Below are 16547 nucleotides of genomic sequence, written 5' to 3' on the forward strand. Positions count from 1 at the left end.
CGCCCGGCATGGCTGAGCTGCCGGGCGTACGCTGGATGCGGTGAGGAGTTAATGCGCGGCGGCGGGCGCCGCTTTATCCGTTCCGCCGACGCCGTCGTTTGCCGCCGGCTTAGCGGCGGGCGCCGTTTTATCCGTTCCGCCTGCGCTGTCGTTCGCCGCCGGCTTATCCGTGCCGCCGGCGCTGTCGTTTGCCGCCGGTCGCGCGGCAGGGAGCGAATCGCAGGGCTTCTCTTTCGGGCACACCAGGTCGAGCATTTTCAAGGTCACGCCGTTGGTCCAGCCGAAGCCGTCCTGCAGCGGATACTCGCCGCCACCGCCGCCGGTGCCGGTTGAGCTGACGTCATACTTTTCCACCAGCTTCTGCTTGCTGTCATAGGTGTGCTGAACGTTGCTGAGGAAACGCCAGCTGACCTCCATCGCGATTTTCTGCTGGCCGTAGTTCTGCAGCCCTTCGGCGGCCACCCACTGCAGCGGCGCCCAGCCGTTCGGCGCATCCCACTGCTGGCCGCTGTTGACGGTGGTGGTGGTTAAACCGCCCGGTTTCAGCAGGCGAGACTGCGTCGCGGCGGCAACTTTGGCCGCCCGTTCGCTGGAGGCGGCGTTGACGTACAGCGGGAACAGGGCCGCGGCGGTGAGCTGATTGCGCACCTTGTGGCTTTTCAGATCGTAATCGGCGTACCAGCCCTCTTTGTCATTCCACAGGTATTTCTCCAGCGCCTTCTGGCGGTCGTTGGCCAGGGCGTCGTACTGCGCCGCTTTCGCACTATCGCCGGCGGCTTTGCTGGCGCGGGCGAGGGTTTTCTCCATGCGGAACATCAGCGAGTTAAGATCGACCGGAACGATGCTGGTGGTGCGAATGGTGCCCAGCTGCTGCGGGTTATCCATCCAGCGGGAGCTGAAGTCCCAGCCGGAGGCCGCGGCGGAGCGCAGATCGCGGTAGATCTCGGTCGCCGGACGGTTGGGGTTGTTTTTGGCGGTGGTCACGTCATCGAGCCAGGACTCAGGGCGCGGCGTATCGTTGTCGTCCCAGTAGCGGTTCAGCAGCGCGCCGTCTTCCATGCGCACCACGCGCTTATTGGCTTTGCCCGGCGACAGCGCATCGGCGCCCTCCATCCAGTATTGGTACTCTTTCTCCATCTGCGGCAGCCAGGCTTTCAGCGCCCGATCGCCGTCGTGGGTTGCCAGCAGCTCCACCATAAACGGGAAGAAAGGCGGCTGCGAACGGCTCAGGTAGTAGCTGCGGTTGCCGTTGGGGATATGTCCCCAGGTATCGATCTCGTGGCCGAAGTTGGCCACCATATCGGCCACTTTATCCCAGTGTCCGCTTTCGGCGAGGCCCAGCATGGTGAAGTAGCTATCCCAGTAGTAGACCTCGCGAAAGCGGCCGCCCGGGACGACGTAAGGCCTGGGCAGCGGCAGCAGCGAATCCCACTTCTCGACCTCGACGGTGCTGCGGGTCAGCACCGGCCACAGGCCGTCAATATGCTGGCGCAGGGTTTGGCCCTTGGGCGGGACGTAGGTGTCGTTATCTTTCGGCAGCGCGAAGTTGAGCTCGACGAAGTGGCGCAGGTCGAAGCTGGCCTGGTTTTTCTGCATCCGATAGTCGGCGAGGATCATCAGCGGATCGCCGTTCGGTACCGCGTCGGCGAAGGTTTTCTGATCGGGGAAGAGTTTGGCGCTTTGCACGTCGTTGAACAGCGGGCCTAACAGAATATCCGGCGACTGCGGCGGGGCGGGTTTTGTCTCATCGGCCTGGGCCGCCAGCGCTGACAGCGCAAAGAGGGCGCCTCCCAGCGCCAGACGCAGCGCGTAGGGCAGCGCTGCCGGGCGACGTGAAACGGATCTCGTCATGGATAGTTCTCCTTATCATTACAGACGATTTTGCCACTGCGATTGATCATCAGAAAACCTTAGACGAATATCTGCCGCTACGCGTGTCACAGCTAACATTTTGGATGAAAACAGATAATTTACCTGCATTCTGCGGCGGTGCGGACAAGAAATAAAACGCCTGTCGCCATACTTTAGCCATACTCATGTGCTGCAATGAGCGCAACTCAAACTGATCGGAGCGGCCGGTGAATCGACGTCATTTTCTGCTGTTCAGCGCGGCGGCGCTGCTGATAACCCACCGTACGCGAGCCAGCGATAGCACCCAGGAGACGCTGCCTTTATGGTCGGCGGAGCCGCCTGGGGGCGGCGGGCCTGGCGGCGCTGTGCGGCTGTCGGCGCGCGGAGCGCTGAGCCATATCGTCCGACCGTCGCTGACGGTATGGCGACCGGCGGTACCCAACGGTCACGGCGTGCTGGTGGCGGCAGGCGGCGGATACCGGCGTATTGAGATGGCGAAGGAGGCGTGGCCCGCCGCCCGCTGGCTAACGGCCCGCGGCTATACCGCCTATGTGCTGAGCTACCGTCTTCCCGGCGAAGGCTGGACGGCGGGTGGCCTGGCGCCGCTGCAGGATGCCCAGCGCGCGCTGCGCCTGATTCGCCAGCGCGAGCAAAAGGTCAGCCTGCTGGGCTTTTCCGCCGGCGGCCACCTGCTGGGCATGGCCGCCTGCCGGGCCGATTTTGCCTCTTATCCGCCGCTCGACGCGGCGGATGCGCTCCCCGCCCGCGCCGACGGGGCGGCGCTGATCTACCCCGTTATTTCGCTGGAGCCGCCCTACAGCCACACCGCCACCCACCGGATCCTCGCCGGGCCTCACGCCTCGCCGGAGGTTGACCGCGCCTGGTCGGTACAGACCTACGTGAACGGGCGGACGCCGCCCTGCTTTTTGACCCAGGCGCTGGACGATCCGGTGTCCGATCCGCACAACACCCTGATTATGGCCGACGCCTGCCGCCAGCATCAGGTGCCGGTCAGCCTGTATCGCTACGCCAGCGGCGGTCACGGCTTTGCGATGGGGCGTCCGGGCACGCCAACCGTCGACTGGCCTGGGCACTATGCGGCCTGGCTGGAGGCGCTCTCGCCGTAATGGCGCAACGCGGTTTGCCGTGCCTCATTGTGGTGCAGACCGGGCGAAATATAAGGAAAACGACGGGTTGTTTTTTGCACAATCAGGCGGCGCGAGGCTGCGGGCTTGCACAGCGACGTCACCGGCCGCGATCTGGCATAATTAATGCTTATCTCTTCCCGGGGTTACCCCAAAGTGAGTACAACCGGAGGAGACGGCCATGATAAAAATAACGCTTCCTGACGGGCATTATTATGACGAGATGCTTACCGTCGAGGGACAGCAGCGCCAGCACTATAACGCCTGGTGGCAATGGTTTCACAACACCGATCAATTCTCTATCCGGCAAAAAAAAGAGCAGGCGGAGCTGCTTTTTCACCGCATCGGCATCACCTTTAACGTGTATGGCGAAGGCGAGGGGACCGAACGGCTGATCCCGTTTGACAGCGTACCGCGCATTATTCCCGCCGCGGAGTGGCGGCGCATCGATCGCGGCATCCGCCAGCGGGTGAAGGCGCTGAACGCCTTCCTTTACGATATCTACCACGAGCAGAATATCCTGCGCGCCGGAATTATTCCGGCGGAACAGGTGTTGGCCAATGAGCAGTACCAGCCCTGCATGCAGGGAATTAATCTGCCCAATAATATCTATGCCCATATCACCGGGGTCGATATGGTGCGCAACAGCGACGGTCAGTACTACGTGCTGGAGGACAACCTGCGCACGCCGTCGGGCGTCTCCTATATGCTTGAAAACCGCAAGATGATGATGCGCCTCTACCCGGAGATGTTTGAGCAGCACCACATTGCGCCGGTGGAGCGCTATCCGGGCTATCTCCTGCAAACCCTGCGCGAAAGCTCCCCCGTGGACGATCCCTGCGTGGTGGTGATGACGCCGGGGCGCTTTAACAGCGCCTATTTTGAGCACAGCTTTCTTGCCCAGCAGATGGGGGTTGAGCTGGTGGAGAGCGCCGATCTGTTTATTAAAGCCGGCGCGGTCTACATGCGCACCACCGAGGGGCCGCGGCGGGTCGACGTTATCTACCGCCGCGTCGACGACGCCTATCTCGACCCGCTGGCCTTCCGCGCCGATTCGATGCTTGGCGTTCCCGGCCTGCTGTCGGTCTACCGGGCGGGCGGGGTAGTGCTGGCGAACGCGATCGGCACCGGCGTGGCCGACGATAAATCGATCTACCCCTTCGTGCCGGAGATGATCCGTTTCTACCTTGGCGAACAGCCGATCCTCAACAACATCCCGACCTGGCAGTGCCGCAAGCCGGAAGACCTGCAGTTCGTGCTGAACAACCTCGAGCGGATGGTGGTCAAGGAAGTGCACGGCGCCGGCGGCTACGGCATGCTGGTCGGCCCGCGCTCGACGAAAGAGGAGCGCGAAGCGTTCCGCCAGCGCCTGCTGGCAAACCCGGCCAACTACATCGGCCAGGATACCCTCGCGCTCTCGACCTGCCCGACCTTCGTCGAAGACGGCCTGTCGCCCCGACATATCGATCTGCGTCCGTTCGTGCTTTCCGGCCAGGAGATCCGCCTGGTGCCCGGCGGCCTGACGCGGGTGGCGCTGACGGAAGGCTCGCTGGTGGTGAACTCATCCCAGGGCGGCGGCACCAAAGATACCTGGGTGATGGAGGATGACGAATCATGCTAAGTCGTACAGCGAGTGAACTGTTCTGGATGGCGCGCTATCTGGAGCGCGCGGAAAGCTACGCCCGGGTGCTCGACGTAACCTGCAAACTCTCGATGATCCCCCGCCATAGCCAGCAGGCGCGGGATCTGGCCCTGCCGCTGAACCTGTCGCAGACCCACGAGCTGTTTCAGGAGCGCCACGCGCGTTTCTCGATGGGTAACCTGTTCAACTTTTTTGCCCTCGACGGCAACAACCCCGGCAGCATCTACAGCTGCGTCGAGATGGCGTGGAATAACGCCCACGCGGTGCGCGGCAGCCTCTCCGCGGAGGTATGGGAGTGCATTAACGCGACGCGCATTGAGCTGCGCAGGCTACGCCAGCAGGGGATTAGCGAGCTCGGCAGCGACGGTTTCCTTGAGTGGGTAAAAGAGCGGGTGCACCTGTTTCGCGGCGCGGTGCTTGGCACGCTGCTGCGCAACGACGCCCTCAGCTTTATCGGCATCGGCACGCTGATTGAACGGGCCTACGCCACCACCCAGCTGCTGCTGGTCAAGGATCAGCAGCTGAGCAGCGACCCGGATCCGGTGCGTGAGTACTACCGGCTGGACACGCTGCTGAACGCGGTCAGCGCCCGCGAAGCCTACAACAGCATCTACCGCCAGCCGGTGAGCCGGGAGACGGTGATGGAGCTGCTAATTTTGCGCAACGACGTCCCGCGCTCGCTCAGGGCCTCCATTTCCGACCTGGTCGGCCAGCTGGAGCATATCGCCAACGATCGCTCCCATCTGCCGCTGCGCCTGGCGCATCAGCTGAACGTCGATCTGCGCTTCAGCACCCGAGAAGAGCTGGCCAGCGCCGATCTGCAGAGTTACCTCAACGGGCTGCTGGCGCGAATTAACGCCCTGTCCGACAGCATCAGACAAACCTATCTGGAGGCGCTATGAAACTGGTTATCGACCACCTGACCCGCTACGGCTACGATGAAGAAGTCAAGTTTTCGACTCAGTACCTGCGCCTGACGCCGCGCAGCTCCGGCCGGCAAAAAATCACCTCCTGGACGCTGACGCTGCCGGAGGGCGCCAGCATCGTGACCACCGACGCGTGGGGCAACGTGCTGCACGTGCTGACGCTCGATAACCCGCATAAGGAGATAGCGATCCGCGCCAGCGGGATCGTCGATATCGCGCAGGAGGACGAAGAGAGCGGGGTAGACGAAGAGGAGCTGCTTTCGCCGCTGGTCTTCCTGCGCTGCACGCCGCTGACCCGCGCCGACGAGCGGATCCGCGAGTTCGCCCGCGGCCTCTATCGCGCCGACGAGCCGGAGGAGAGCCTCAATCAGCTGATGGCGGAGCTGCTGGTCAAAATGCCCTACTCGCCTGGCGCCACCCAGGTGCAGGACTCCGCCGCCGACGCCTTCGCGCGATCGCAGGGTGTGTGCCAGGATCATACTCACGTTTTCCTCGCCTGCTGTCGGGCGATGGCTATCCCGGCGCGCTACGTTAGCGGCTATGTTTATAGCGATAACGCGCAGCACGTGGCGATGCATGCCTGGGCGGAGGTGTGGCTCAACGGGCGCTGGAAATCGTTTGATATTACCAATAATACCCGTAACCTGAACCAGCACCTGCGGCTGGCGACCGGGCTGGACTATCTTGACGCCTGTCCGGTGCGCGGTACCCGTCTGGGCGGCGGCGGGGAAGTGATGTTAACCAACGCTGAAGTGCGCGAACATTCTCAACAGGCGCAGCAGCAATAGAGGCAGGAACGGAGAACGATGACCTACTGTGTGGCCATGTGTTTAGCGGATGGACTGGTATTCGCGTCAGATTCGCGCACCAATGCGGGCGTGGATCATATTGCGACTTTTAAAAAGCTTCATGTTTTTCAGCAGGAGGGCGAACGGGTTCTGGTGCTGCAGTCCGCCGGCAACCTGGCCACCACCCAAAGCGTGATTAGCCTGCTGAGTGCGCGAATTCGCACCCAGCAGGAGCCTAACCTGATGCAGGTCAGCTCCATGTACGATGCGGCGATGCTGATTGGCAAAACGCTGCAGGAGGTTATTCAGCGCGACAGCAGCAACCAGCAGAACTGCGGCAATACCAACTTTAACTGTAACCTGCTGCTGGGCGGCCAGCTGGCGGGGGAGACGCACCGCCTGTTCCACATCTACCCGGAAGGTAATTTTATCGAGGCCACGCGCGATACGCCCTATTTCCAGATTGGCGAAAGCAAGTACGGTAAACCGATTATCGATCGGGTGCTGACCATCGACACGCCGCTGGAGCAGGCGATGTGCTGCGCGCTGATCTCCATTGATTCAACGCTGCGCAGCAACCTCTCCGTCGGCCTGCCGCTGGATACGCTGCTCTACCGCAGCGGCAGCCTGAGTAGCGCCGAGCAGCATCGCATCACCGAAAGCGATCCTTACTTCACGACCATTCGCCGGGCGTGGTCCGAAGGGCTGCAGAACACCTTCCAGAAGCTGCCGCCGTTCGCGCCGGAGCGCGAGCGCTAAACCGCCGCCGACGATGAAAGATAGCGTCCCGGCGTCATGCCGGTCATGGTGCGGAAAAAGTAGATAAAGGCGCTGTCGCTGGCGAAATCCAGCGCCTGCGCGGCGTCGGTGATGCGCTTCCCCGTCGCCAGCAGCTCCACCGCCTTCATCAATCGCCACTGCTGACGCCACTGCTGCCAGGACATCCCGGTATCGCGGCGCAAAATGCGGCTGATGGTCTTTTCGCTGGCGCCGCACTCTGCGGCCAGCGCCCGTAACGTCGGCGGCAGGCTCTGACCGCCCAGCGCGGCGAGGCGCTTATCCTGCGGCAGGGCGAGCATCATCGGCTCATAGGCCGCCGCGCTAATCTCCGCCGCGCACAGGGCGGCAAGGTGCCAGCCGGTACCGCTCTCCCAGTCGCTTTCCCACGGGCTTGCCGCCGTCCGCTCCAGCAGCTCGCGCAGCAGCGGGCCGACGTTGAGGATCGCCGGATGCGCGGGGAGATCGGGGAAACGGGAGGGCTGAAACCACACCGAGCGGTAGTCGACGATGCTTTTCATCTCCGCGCGATGGGGGACGCCCGCCGGGATCCACGCCGCCCGGGTGGGCGGAAGCAGGCACAGCAGCGCGCCGTCGTTGAGGGTCAGGCGCACGCAGCCCTGGCGGGTGAAAAGGATCTGCGCCATGTCGTGCCGGTGGCTGCCGGAGTCGTGGCTGCCGAGCGCCGAGCGGACGCCAACCACCGTTTTGTTCAGCGCATCCGGGTTGAATGCCGCCTGCGCATCGAGCCACGCCATAATGTCCGATTTCCGATATATATAGTCACTATGTTTATAATGTCCGATCCGCGACCTGCCTACAATAGCGCCTCTTATTATCAGGAGGTGGATATGTTCGGGCGTTCGGCCGTGGTGCTGGTCACCGCATTACTGATGTTTCCGCAGATGGTGGAAACCATTTACAGCCCGGTGCTGACCGATATCAGCGTCCGTTTTGCCGTCAGCGCGCAGCAGGCAGCGCAAACCCTGGCGGTTTACTTTATCGGCTTTGCTCTCGGGGTTCTTTTTTGGGGGCGGGCCAGCGATCTCTACGGCCGCCGTCCGGCGATGCTGGCGGGGATCGCGACGTACGCCCTCGGCTGCGCGATGGCGCTGGCGGCGACGGATTTCACTCTGCTGCTGCTGGCGCGGATCGTGGCGGCATTCGGCGTCGCGGCCGGGTCGGTCGTCAGCCAGACGATCCTGCGGGACCGTTTTAGCGGCCGCCGGCTCGCCGGCCTGTTTTCGCTTATCGGCCTGGCGCTGGCGGTCAGCCCGGCGGCGGGCGTCTGGATCGGCGGCCTGCTTGCCGCCGGCTGGGGCATGCGCGGCGTCTTCCTCGCCCTGGCGCTGCTGGCCGGCGTCCTGCTGCTGCTGTGCGGCTGGCTGCTGCCGGAGACGCGGCCGGCGCGGCAGACGAACGCGGCGTTTCTGCCGGTGCTGCGCCGAATGGCGACCGACCGGCAGATTGGCCTGGCGGTTATCCTGGTCGCGGCGTTCAACGTCAGCCTGTTCAGCTACTACAGCCTGGCGCCGTTTATCTTCGCCCAGCTGCGCCTGCCGGTCGCCGCGTTTGGCTATAGCGGCATGGCGCTGGCCGGCGGCTCCCTGGCCGGGGCGCTGCTCAATCGCCGGCTGTTGCGCCGGGGCGTGACTCAGGGGCGGATGCTGCTGCTCGCCTGCTGGCTCCATCTGGCCGGCGGCGCGGCGGTGTATCTGTGGCGCGACTCGCTTTGGTTCCTGCTGCCGATGGCCGGGGTGGCGCTCGCTTTCGCCATGGCGATCCCGCTGGTGCTCGGTTCGGCGCTCGGCGCCTACAGCGATTGTCGCGGCACCGCCGGGGCCATTTTCGGTCTCGCCTACTATCTGCTGATTGGCCTCGGACTGGCGCTGGTCGGCTGGGGGCAATCGCTGGGAATGTCGCTGATGATCTGCGCCGCGGCCGGCGTCATCGCCGGCGTTCGCTACTTACCCTGTTTCGCCGAAAAGAGCGCGGGCGCCGTCCGGGGCGCCCGCGTCGGCTAGTCCTCTTCCGCCAGCCGCTCGCCGCTGGCGGCATCGAAGAGGTGGATTTTCTCGCGTCGGGCGGTGAGATTCAGCGGCTGCTGGAGCCGGGCGTCGATGCGTCCGGCGACCTGCACGTGAACCGGGAATCCCTGCCAGTCGAGATGCAGCAGGGTGGACTCTCCGGTCACCTCCATGATGTTAACCGTCCCGGGCAGGCCGTCGGGGGCCGGCTGGATATCCTGCGGGCGCAGGCCGACGGTGACCGGCGCGCTTCCCTGCGCCGCCGCCGCCCGCTGCCAGCGTTCCGGCAGCGCCAGCCACAGCTCGCCGCAGCGCACGCCGGGAACCCCGTCGCGGCTGGTAATCTCTCCCGCCAGCAGGTTCATCGGCGGCGAGCCGATAAAGCGGGCCACGAAGGTGTTGCAGGGGCGATCGTAAATCGCCAGCGGCGGCCCCTGCTGGACGATAAGCCCCTCGCGCATCACCACGATTTGGTCGGCCAGGGTCATGGCCTCAACCTGATCGTGGGTAACGTAAATCATGGTGGTCTTAAAGCGCTGGTGCAGGGATTTGATCTCCGCCCGCAGCTCCATGCGCAGCTGGGCGTCAAGGTTGGAGAGCGGTTCATCAAACAGGAAAACCTGCGGGTTGCGCACCATCGCCCGGCCCATCGCCACACGCTGGCGCTGGCCGCCGGAAAGCGCGCGCGGGTAGCGGGCCAGCAGCTTATCGATCCCCAGCAGGCTGGCGATATGCTGGACTTTGCTTTTCTGCGTCTCTTTATCGACCTTTTTGACCTGCATATGGAAGGCGAGGTTTTCGGCCACCGTCAGGTGCGGGTAGAGGGCGTAGCTCTGAAAGACCATCGCCACGTCGCGATCGGCGGGATCGAGATCGCCGATCGGCCGGCGGTTCATTAAAATCTCCCCGGCGGAAAGGGCCTCGAGCCCGGCCAGCAGCCGCAGCAGGGTCGATTTCCCGCAGCCGGAGGGCCCGACCAGCACCGTGAAGCTGCCGTCAGGAATGGTTAAATCCAGCGGCAGAAGCACCGTCTGTTTGCCGTAATGCTTGGCGACTTTTATCAGCTCAACGCTGGCCATCGGCGGTCTCCTCAATGTGGTGTTGCAGGGTTCGCCAGTCGGGATAGTGGCGGGGAGATGTGCTAATGGCGTGCGCGGCGACGGCGTTGCCCCAGCGCAGCGCCTGTGATGCCGGCTGGCCGCTTAGCAGCCCGGCGAGAAAGCCGGCGTTAAAGCTGTCGCCCGCGCCGATGGTGTCAATCACCTCGACCGGCTTCACCGCCGCGCGGTCGCCGCGCTCGGCGGTCCACCACCAGGCTCCCTCCGCGCCGCATTTGACGATGCAGCCGCCCCGGCCGCTGAGGCGCGACGCCAGGCTGCGGGCCGCCTGCGGCAGTTCGCTCATCGCGGCGAGGCCGAGGGTTTCGACTTCATTGAGCAGCAGCCAGTCGCAATCGGCCAGCCACTGGTTCACCGCTTCGCGCAGCGCCGGGTCCCAGCTTTGCGGCGGCCAGCCGGTATCCACGGCGACCTGAAAACCGCGCTGGCGCAGCGCCCGCAGCAGCTCGGGGTAGTGCGGCAGCAGGGCGGTGCACAAAAACGTCCCGCAGAGCAGGACGATATCGCCGGCCGTTGCCTGTTCCGGAAGCTGGGCGAGAACGTCCTCGGCGGAGAGGCGGGTAATATGCCCGTAGTTGCTGAGGAAGGAGCGCTCTTTATCGGGATGCGTTACCGCCACCGTCAGCGAGGTTTCGCAGGCGTACTGCGGCCAGCGCTCGGCGCTGCCGGGAAACTGGGCCGCCAGCCAGGCGGTAAAGGCATCATCGCCCTGGCAGCCGATGGTACGATGCGGGATCTGCATGGCGGCCAGCGCCAGGGCGCAGTTGCCCGCCGAGCCGCCGGGGCGCAGGGCGCTGTGCTCCAGCATCACCTCCGTGCCCGGTAGGGGCCACTGCGCGAGGGTGCCCATAATCAAATCAATATTGTAATTACCCGCGATATAGAGCACGGGTGCGGTGAGCTTGTGCATAGTTATCCTTTACTTCCACCGTTAGTGAGGCCGCTGACCAGCGTTTTTTGTAACCAGATAGCGATAAACAGAGGCGGGACCGAGGCGAGAATGCCGACGGCGGCCACCAGGCCATCGTCGGTGGCGCGACCGGCGGTAAACCCGGCGATGGTGACCGGCAGGGTCTGAGCGGCGATATTGCTGGTAAACAGCAGCGAATAGAAAAACTCATCCCACGCCAGCAGCCAGCCAAACAGCGCCGAGGCGCCGAGCATCGGTTTCGCCAGCGGTATCGTGATGCGCAGCAGCACCTGCCACACCCGCAGCCCGTCGAGGCGCGCGGCCTGCTCAATATCCTGCGGCAGCGCGTCAAACTGGTTTTTCACCATCCAGGTGAGGAACGGCATAATCAGCGAGCAGTAGACCAGTACCAGCCCGCTGCGGGTATTGAGCAGCCCGAAGTGTTCGAGAATAAAGTACAGCGGCAGGACGAAGGCCACCGGCGGCACCATGTAAATCCCCAGCCCGGCGTACAGCCAGCCGTCGCGGCCAGGATAGCGCGAGAAGCTGAAGGCGGCGGGCACCGCCAGCAGCAGCGAGACCAGCGTCGCCCCGGCGGCGACCAGCAGGCTGTTGCGCAGCGCGGGTAAAAATAGCGCCCCCGGCTCGCCGGGCTGCAGGGAGAGCAGGCGGCCGTAGCGGCTAAAGTCCCACTGCCGCGGCAGCCACTCCAGCGGCACGCGGGTCAGATCGGCGGGAGTGCTGACGCTCATTAAAAATAGCCACAGCATCGGCGCCAGAATCGACAGGGCGACCAGCAGTGCCGCCAGATAGCGCAGCAGAGTGCGGATTTTACGCTTCATATTCGGTGCTCCGGCGGCGCTGGCGCAGCAGCATAAACAGATACAGGGCGATCAGCAGGGCGCACATCAGGGTCATCAGAATGGCGTAGGCCGCGCCGCTGCCCGCCCGCAGATAGCTGAAGGACTCCTGATAGACGAAAAAGCTGAGGGTTTTGGTGCTGTCGAGCGGGCCGCCGCGGGTCATCACGTAGATGATATCGAACACCTTGAAGGCGTCGATGGTCCGCAGCACCAGCGCCACGCCCAGCGGGGCGGCGATGGCCGGGAAGGTGATAGCGCGAAAGCGCCGCCACGATCCGGCCCCGTCGAGGCGCGCCGCCTCGTACAGATCCTCAGGAATGGACTGCAGCGCCGCCAGCACCAGCAGCGTGACCAGCGGATAGTTTTTCCAGATATCCGCCAGCATCACCGCATTCAGCGCCGAGTCCGGCGACCCCAGCCAGCTGCGATAGCCGTCGATGATCCCCAGCTGGCTGAGCAGCGCGTTAATGCTGCCGTAGTCCGGGTTAAAGTTAAGCCGCCACATCATCGCGTTAACGATGGTCGGCAGCGCCCAGGGCAATATCACCAGCACCCGCAGGATATTGCGTCCGACAAAGCGCTGATTGAGCAACAGCGCGACCAGCACGCCGATAACGCCCTCAATGGCGACGGAGACCACGGTAAAGTAGAGCGAACGGGCGAAGGCGGCGCGAAAATCCGGGTCGGTCAGGGCATAGAGATAGTTCTCCAGCCAGACGTAGTTCGTCGCCTCGCCGTTTCCCACCAGCGCGGTATCGGTAAAGCTCAGCCACAGGGTGCGCGCCAGCGGCCAGGCCGTCAGCAGGAACATCGCTACCAGCATGGGCGCCAGCAGCACCCATGCCTGACGACGCTCGCGTTGTTGCAAGCTCAGCATCAAAGCTCCTTAACGCAGGCGGGCCGCGCTTTTATCAACGGTCTGCATGGCGGCTTCCGGGGCTTCTTTACCCTGAAGCACCGCCTGAAGCTGCTGCTGCAGGGTGTTGGAGAGCCGCGAATAGTCGGCGGTTTCCGGGCGCGAGAGCATCACGTTCAGCGATTTATCCGCGGCGGCGATCAGGCTCTCCTGGCCCTGGGCGACCGCCGGGTCGTGGTAGGAGGATTTCCACACCGGCAGGCTGAGTTTGGCGTATTTATCCTGCACCGGCTGCGAGGTCAGGTAGTGGATATACTGCCACGCCTGCTCCGGATGCTGGCTGGCTTTGGCGATGCCTAAGCCCATCGAGCCGTTGACGGCGCCGGCTCTATCCGGGGTATCGCCGGGGGCGGGAATAATGCCGACGTCGCCGGCGACTTTACTCTGTTTCGGGTCGTTGGCCATGTTGTACATATAGGTCCAGTTCAGGGCGAACGCCGCGTCGCCGTTGGAGAAGGCTTTACGCACGTCCTCTTCGAGATATTCGCGCGAGGCGGGGTTGGTCAGGCCGTCGTCCAGCGATTGCTTCATCAGGGTGACCGCTTTCAGGGAAGCCGGCGTGGAGAAGTCGAGCTTGCCGTCCTGATAGAACTTGCCGCCGAAGCCGGAGACGAGGGTGGTGTAGTCGCAGACCAGAGCCTCCGCCTGGGACCAGCTCCAGACCAGCGGGTACTTCACCACGCCTTTATCTTTAAGAATTTTGGCGTCGTCCAGCACCTGCTGCCAGGTGGTTGGCACCTGCTTGATGCCCGCCTTTTCGAGCATGGCTTTGTTGTAGTAGAGATACTTGGTGTCGAGGATCCACGGCATCCCGAGGGTTTTGCCTTTGTAGACCACGGTATTCATTGCGCCAGGAAACACCTTCTCCCGCTCGTCGACGGGGATCCGCGCCGAGACGTCCTGCAGCAGATCGAAGCGGCTAAACTCCGCCGGCCAGATGGCATCGAAGAGCACCACGTCATAGCCGTTACCGCCGGCACCGCGCGCCGCGACAATCTTGTCATGCAGCGCCTCATAGGGGACGAACTCGAGGTTGATCTTAATATCCGGATTCTGCTTTTCGAAGTCGGCGGTCATCGCACGAATATCGTTTTCGCTGTACGCCGCCTGGGTCATAAACAGGGCGTTGACCTGGGTGGCGGCCGCGGCCGCGCTGCCGCTGATGACGAGCATAGCCAACAGACCGGCCTTCACCCGAAGTGTGCTGTGGTATTTCATGTGGCTCTCCGCTGTACTGAGAAAAAGGGGTTATGATTTATTAAATCAATTTGATTGATTTAATCGGGGCGACAATACAGCCGCAAGGTCATTCGTGGCCCTTGGCATAAGCGTAGCAAAGCCTGTGCCATGCGAAAGTCCGTCCGAGAATGTGATTGCGGGATTTGTGACGAGGGCTAGAATTGCAGCATCGGGCGCCTGGGAAAGGGAAGGAAGGGAAAGGATGAAAACATCGGGAACAAACCTTGAGCACGCGCGGGTGCACAACCGGCGGGTGGTGATTGAAGCCGTGCGCCTGCACGGCAAATTAACCCGTGCGGAGCTGGCGCGCTTGACCGCGCTGACCCCGCAAACGGTCTCTAATATTGTCGCCGAGCTGCAGCAGATGGAGATCCTCACCAGCCACGCGCCGCGGCGGGCGGCGGGGCGCGGCCAGCCTGCGGTACCGGTGAGCCTCAACCCTTCCAGCGCGTGGTCTATCGGCATTCATCTCGATCACCAAACGCTGATCGTGGTGCTGGTCGATCTCACCGGCGAGATCCATTTTCGCCGGCACATTTTGGTGCAAAAGCCCCAGCCTGGTGCCACCTTTGCGCGCATCGGCGAGGTGATACAGGAGCTGCGGACGCTGCCGGGGCTCGACTGGGGCCGGGTGCTGGGGATCGGCGTGGTGATGCCCGGGCCCTTTGGCGTGGAGGGGATCTCCTCCACCGGGCCGACGACCCTTAACGGCTGGGAGGGCGTGGACGTCGAAGGCGAGCTGGCGCGGCTTAGCGGTCTGCCGGTGACCCTCGAAAACGATGCGACGGTGGCGGCCATCGGCGAGCGTTTTCACGGCGTTGCCCGCCACCTGAACTCCTTTGTCTATCTCTATATCGGCACCGGGCTGGGCGCCGGTATTTTTACCGACGGCCATATTTATACCGGGCATGCGCATAACGCCGGGGAGGTCGGGCATATCGTCGTCCAGCCCGGCGGGCGGGCGTGCTACTGCGGCAATCAGGGCTGCCTTGAGCGCTATGTTTCGCTGCAGGCGGCCTATGAGTTCTGCGGCCTTGACCCCTATCGGGCGCTGCCGGAAGATCTGCTGGCCGTAGATGAGGCGCTGTTCGACCGCTGGATTGACAGCGCGCTGCCGCCGCTGCGCCAGGCGATCAACCTGCTGGAGTGCGTCTTTGATGCCGAAACGGTGGTGGTGGGCGGGACGATGCCGGCGCCGCTGCTGGAAAAAGTGCTGACGCGCCTGCCGCCGCTGTATCAGTCGGTGCGCGGGCGCTACCTGACGGGGATGCGGGTGAAAATGGGCATGACCGGCACCGATACCGCCGCGCTCGGCGCCGCCGCGTTGCCTATTTTCGACGAGTTTAACCCGCAGTTTCAGGCGCTGATGAAGTAGCCCGGCGGGACTATGGCTAAGGGGTGAGCAGGGCCTGGGCCGTCAGCTCGTCGGTAATCAGCCCGCGCAGCAGGCCGCTGGCCAGCACCGCGCGCAGGGCCGGCACTTTCGCCGCGCCGCCGACGAGGGCCACAATGTTGTCCCGGCCGTGCGGATCGAGCGGTACCGCCAGCGTTCTGGCGGTGAGGCCGTTATCAATGCGCTGCCCGCGGGCGTCAAAGAAGTGGCCGAGCATCTCGCCCACCGCACCGGACGCGGAGATCTCGTGCATCTCCTGGGCTTCCAGCATCCCGGCTTCCACCAGCTGCGCTGCGGGTTCAACGGTGCCGATGCCCACCAGCTTCAGCGTGCTCGCCGCCGCCATTGCAAATATCTGGCTAACGCCGCGCTGGGAGAGCAGCACGTCGCGGTCTTCCACGGTGTTGGCAAAAAACGGCACCGGCATAATATAGGCCCTGGCCCCGGTTTTCTCGGCGATACGGTGCATGACGTCGTGCTGATTGAGCGCGTAGTTGCGGGTCAGGCAGCCGAGCAGCGAGACAAAGCGCACCCGCTGCGCGTCGAGACGCGGCAGCTGGTGGATGGCGGCCGACAGCGTGCGCCCGTGGCCCAGCCCGATGGTCATATCCGGATTGTTCGCCAGCACCGTGCGCAGATAGTCCGCCCCCGCCACCCCCAGGGCGCGCACCGGCAGCCCCTCTTCGGCGACGTCCGGCGCCACGCGGCAGAAATCGAGCCCGTAGTCGTGACGCAGGCGCGACTCCAGCTCCACGCAGCCGACGATATCGCCGTCAATCGTCACCTTCACCGCGCCTTCCGCCACCGCGCGGGCGATCAGGCGATGGGTTTTGACCGACGGTAGACCGAGGCGTTTGGCCACCTCGGCCTGGGTGAGCCCGCCCACGTAGTGGAGCCAGGCCGCCCGCAGGCTCAGGGAGTCGTCGCCGTCGGGAAGAGAGGTTAATTTCAT

15 protein-coding genes are annotated in these 16547 nt (G+C 63.9%); 7 read left to right on the top strand and 8 right to left on the bottom strand.

Annotated elements, in window-relative coordinates; translation table 11 throughout:
- Positions 1-48: 48 nt before the first annotated feature.
- Complete coding sequence (locus MMW58_RS11470) at positions 49-1851, bottom strand: alpha,alpha-trehalase (protein WP_241723391.1); 1803 nt, start codon at positions 1849-1851, stop codon at positions 49-51.
- Between the two features lie 227 nt (positions 1852-2078).
- Between MMW58_RS11470 and MMW58_RS11475 the strand changes: the two genes are divergently transcribed.
- The 5 genes from MMW58_RS11475 to MMW58_RS11495 all read left to right on the top strand — a co-directional run bounded on the left by MMW58_RS11475 (position 2079) and on the right by MMW58_RS11495 (position 7111).
- Complete coding sequence (locus MMW58_RS11475; protein ID WP_241723392.1) at positions 2079-2978, top strand: alpha/beta hydrolase; 900 nt, start codon at positions 2079-2081, stop codon at positions 2976-2978.
- Positions 2979-3177: 199 nt separating this feature from the next.
- On the top strand, positions 3178-4617 hold the full coding sequence (locus MMW58_RS11480) for a circularly permuted type 2 ATP-grasp protein (RefSeq protein ID WP_133598403.1): 1440 nt from the start codon (positions 3178-3180) through the stop codon (positions 4615-4617).
- Positions 4611-5540: an alpha-E domain-containing protein gene (locus tag MMW58_RS11485; RefSeq protein WP_133598401.1), complete on the top strand. Its 930-nt coding sequence runs from the start codon at positions 4611-4613 to the stop codon at positions 5538-5540. The genes MMW58_RS11480 and MMW58_RS11485 overlap by 7 nt, the downstream gene beginning before the upstream one ends.
- Positions 5537-6352, top strand: a complete 816-nt coding sequence (locus MMW58_RS11490; protein WP_241723393.1) for a transglutaminase family protein — start codon at positions 5537-5539, stop codon at positions 6350-6352. The genes MMW58_RS11485 and MMW58_RS11490 overlap by 4 nt, the downstream gene beginning before the upstream one ends.
- Positions 6353-6370: 18 nt before the next feature.
- Positions 6371-7111 carry a proteasome-type protease gene (locus MMW58_RS11495; RefSeq protein ID WP_159235737.1) on the top strand — a complete coding sequence of 247 codons (741 nt, stop codon included), beginning with the start codon at positions 6371-6373 and terminating at the stop codon, positions 7109-7111.
- On the opposite strand, the gene MMW58_RS11500 is transcribed toward MMW58_RS11495, so the two are convergent.
- Positions 7108-7887, bottom strand: coding sequence for an AraC family transcriptional regulator (locus tag MMW58_RS11500; protein WP_241723394.1), 780 nt, complete (start codon positions 7885-7887; stop codon positions 7108-7110). The genes MMW58_RS11495 and MMW58_RS11500 overlap by 4 nt on opposite strands.
- A 93-nt stretch (positions 7888-7980) precedes the next feature.
- Here MMW58_RS11500 and MMW58_RS11505 point away from each other — a divergent pair, with 93 nt between their 5' ends.
- Complete coding sequence (locus tag MMW58_RS11505) at positions 7981-9153, top strand: MFS transporter (protein WP_241723396.1); 1173 nt, start codon at positions 7981-7983, stop codon at positions 9151-9153.
- On the opposite strand, the gene MMW58_RS11510 is transcribed toward MMW58_RS11505, so the two are convergent.
- The 5 genes from MMW58_RS11510 to MMW58_RS11530 are packed head-to-tail and all read right to left on the bottom strand — an operon-like array spanning position 9150 to position 14181.
- The gene (locus MMW58_RS11510; protein ID WP_241723398.1) at positions 9150-10235 is read right to left on the bottom strand and encodes an ABC transporter ATP-binding protein; all 1086 of its coding nucleotides are present in this window, start codon (positions 10233-10235) and stop codon (positions 9150-9152) included. The genes MMW58_RS11505 and MMW58_RS11510 overlap by 4 nt on opposite strands.
- A complete protein-coding gene (locus MMW58_RS11515; RefSeq protein ID WP_241723400.1) occupies positions 10222-11184 on the bottom strand; it encodes a carbohydrate kinase family protein in 963 nt (320 codons plus the stop codon). Before MMW58_RS11515 ends, MMW58_RS11510 begins: the two co-directional genes overlap by 14 nt.
- 2 nt (positions 11185-11186) lie before the next feature.
- Positions 11187-12026: a carbohydrate ABC transporter permease gene (locus tag MMW58_RS11520; RefSeq protein WP_133598388.1), complete on the bottom strand. Its 840-nt coding sequence runs from the start codon at positions 12024-12026 to the stop codon at positions 11187-11189.
- Entirely contained in the window at positions 12016-12924 is a 909-nt protein-coding gene (locus tag MMW58_RS11525; protein WP_133598386.1) for a carbohydrate ABC transporter permease, read from the bottom strand. Before MMW58_RS11525 ends, MMW58_RS11520 begins: the two co-directional genes overlap by 11 nt.
- A 9-nt stretch (positions 12925-12933) precedes the next feature.
- Positions 12934-14181: an extracellular solute-binding protein gene (locus tag MMW58_RS11530; protein WP_241723401.1), complete on the bottom strand. Its 1248-nt coding sequence runs from the start codon at positions 14179-14181 to the stop codon at positions 12934-12936.
- Positions 14182-14404: 223 nt separating this feature from the next.
- Here MMW58_RS11530 and MMW58_RS11535 point away from each other — a divergent pair, with 223 nt between their 5' ends.
- Positions 14405-15577, top strand: coding sequence for an ROK family transcriptional regulator (locus tag MMW58_RS11535; RefSeq protein WP_241723402.1), 1173 nt, complete (start codon positions 14405-14407; stop codon positions 15575-15577).
- Positions 15578-15593: 16 nt separating this feature from the next.
- Here MMW58_RS11535 and MMW58_RS11540 read toward each other — a convergent pair whose 3' ends face one another.
- Positions 15594-16547 (bottom strand): sugar-binding transcriptional regulator, encoded by a 954-nt coding sequence (locus MMW58_RS11540; RefSeq protein WP_241723403.1) that lies wholly within the window; start codon positions 16545-16547, stop codon positions 15594-15596.

It is taken from the genome of Klebsiella sp. HC6 (genome assembly GCF_022605325.1).
Lineage (GTDB): Bacteria > Pseudomonadota > Gammaproteobacteria > Enterobacterales > Enterobacteriaceae > Klebsiella > Klebsiella terrigena.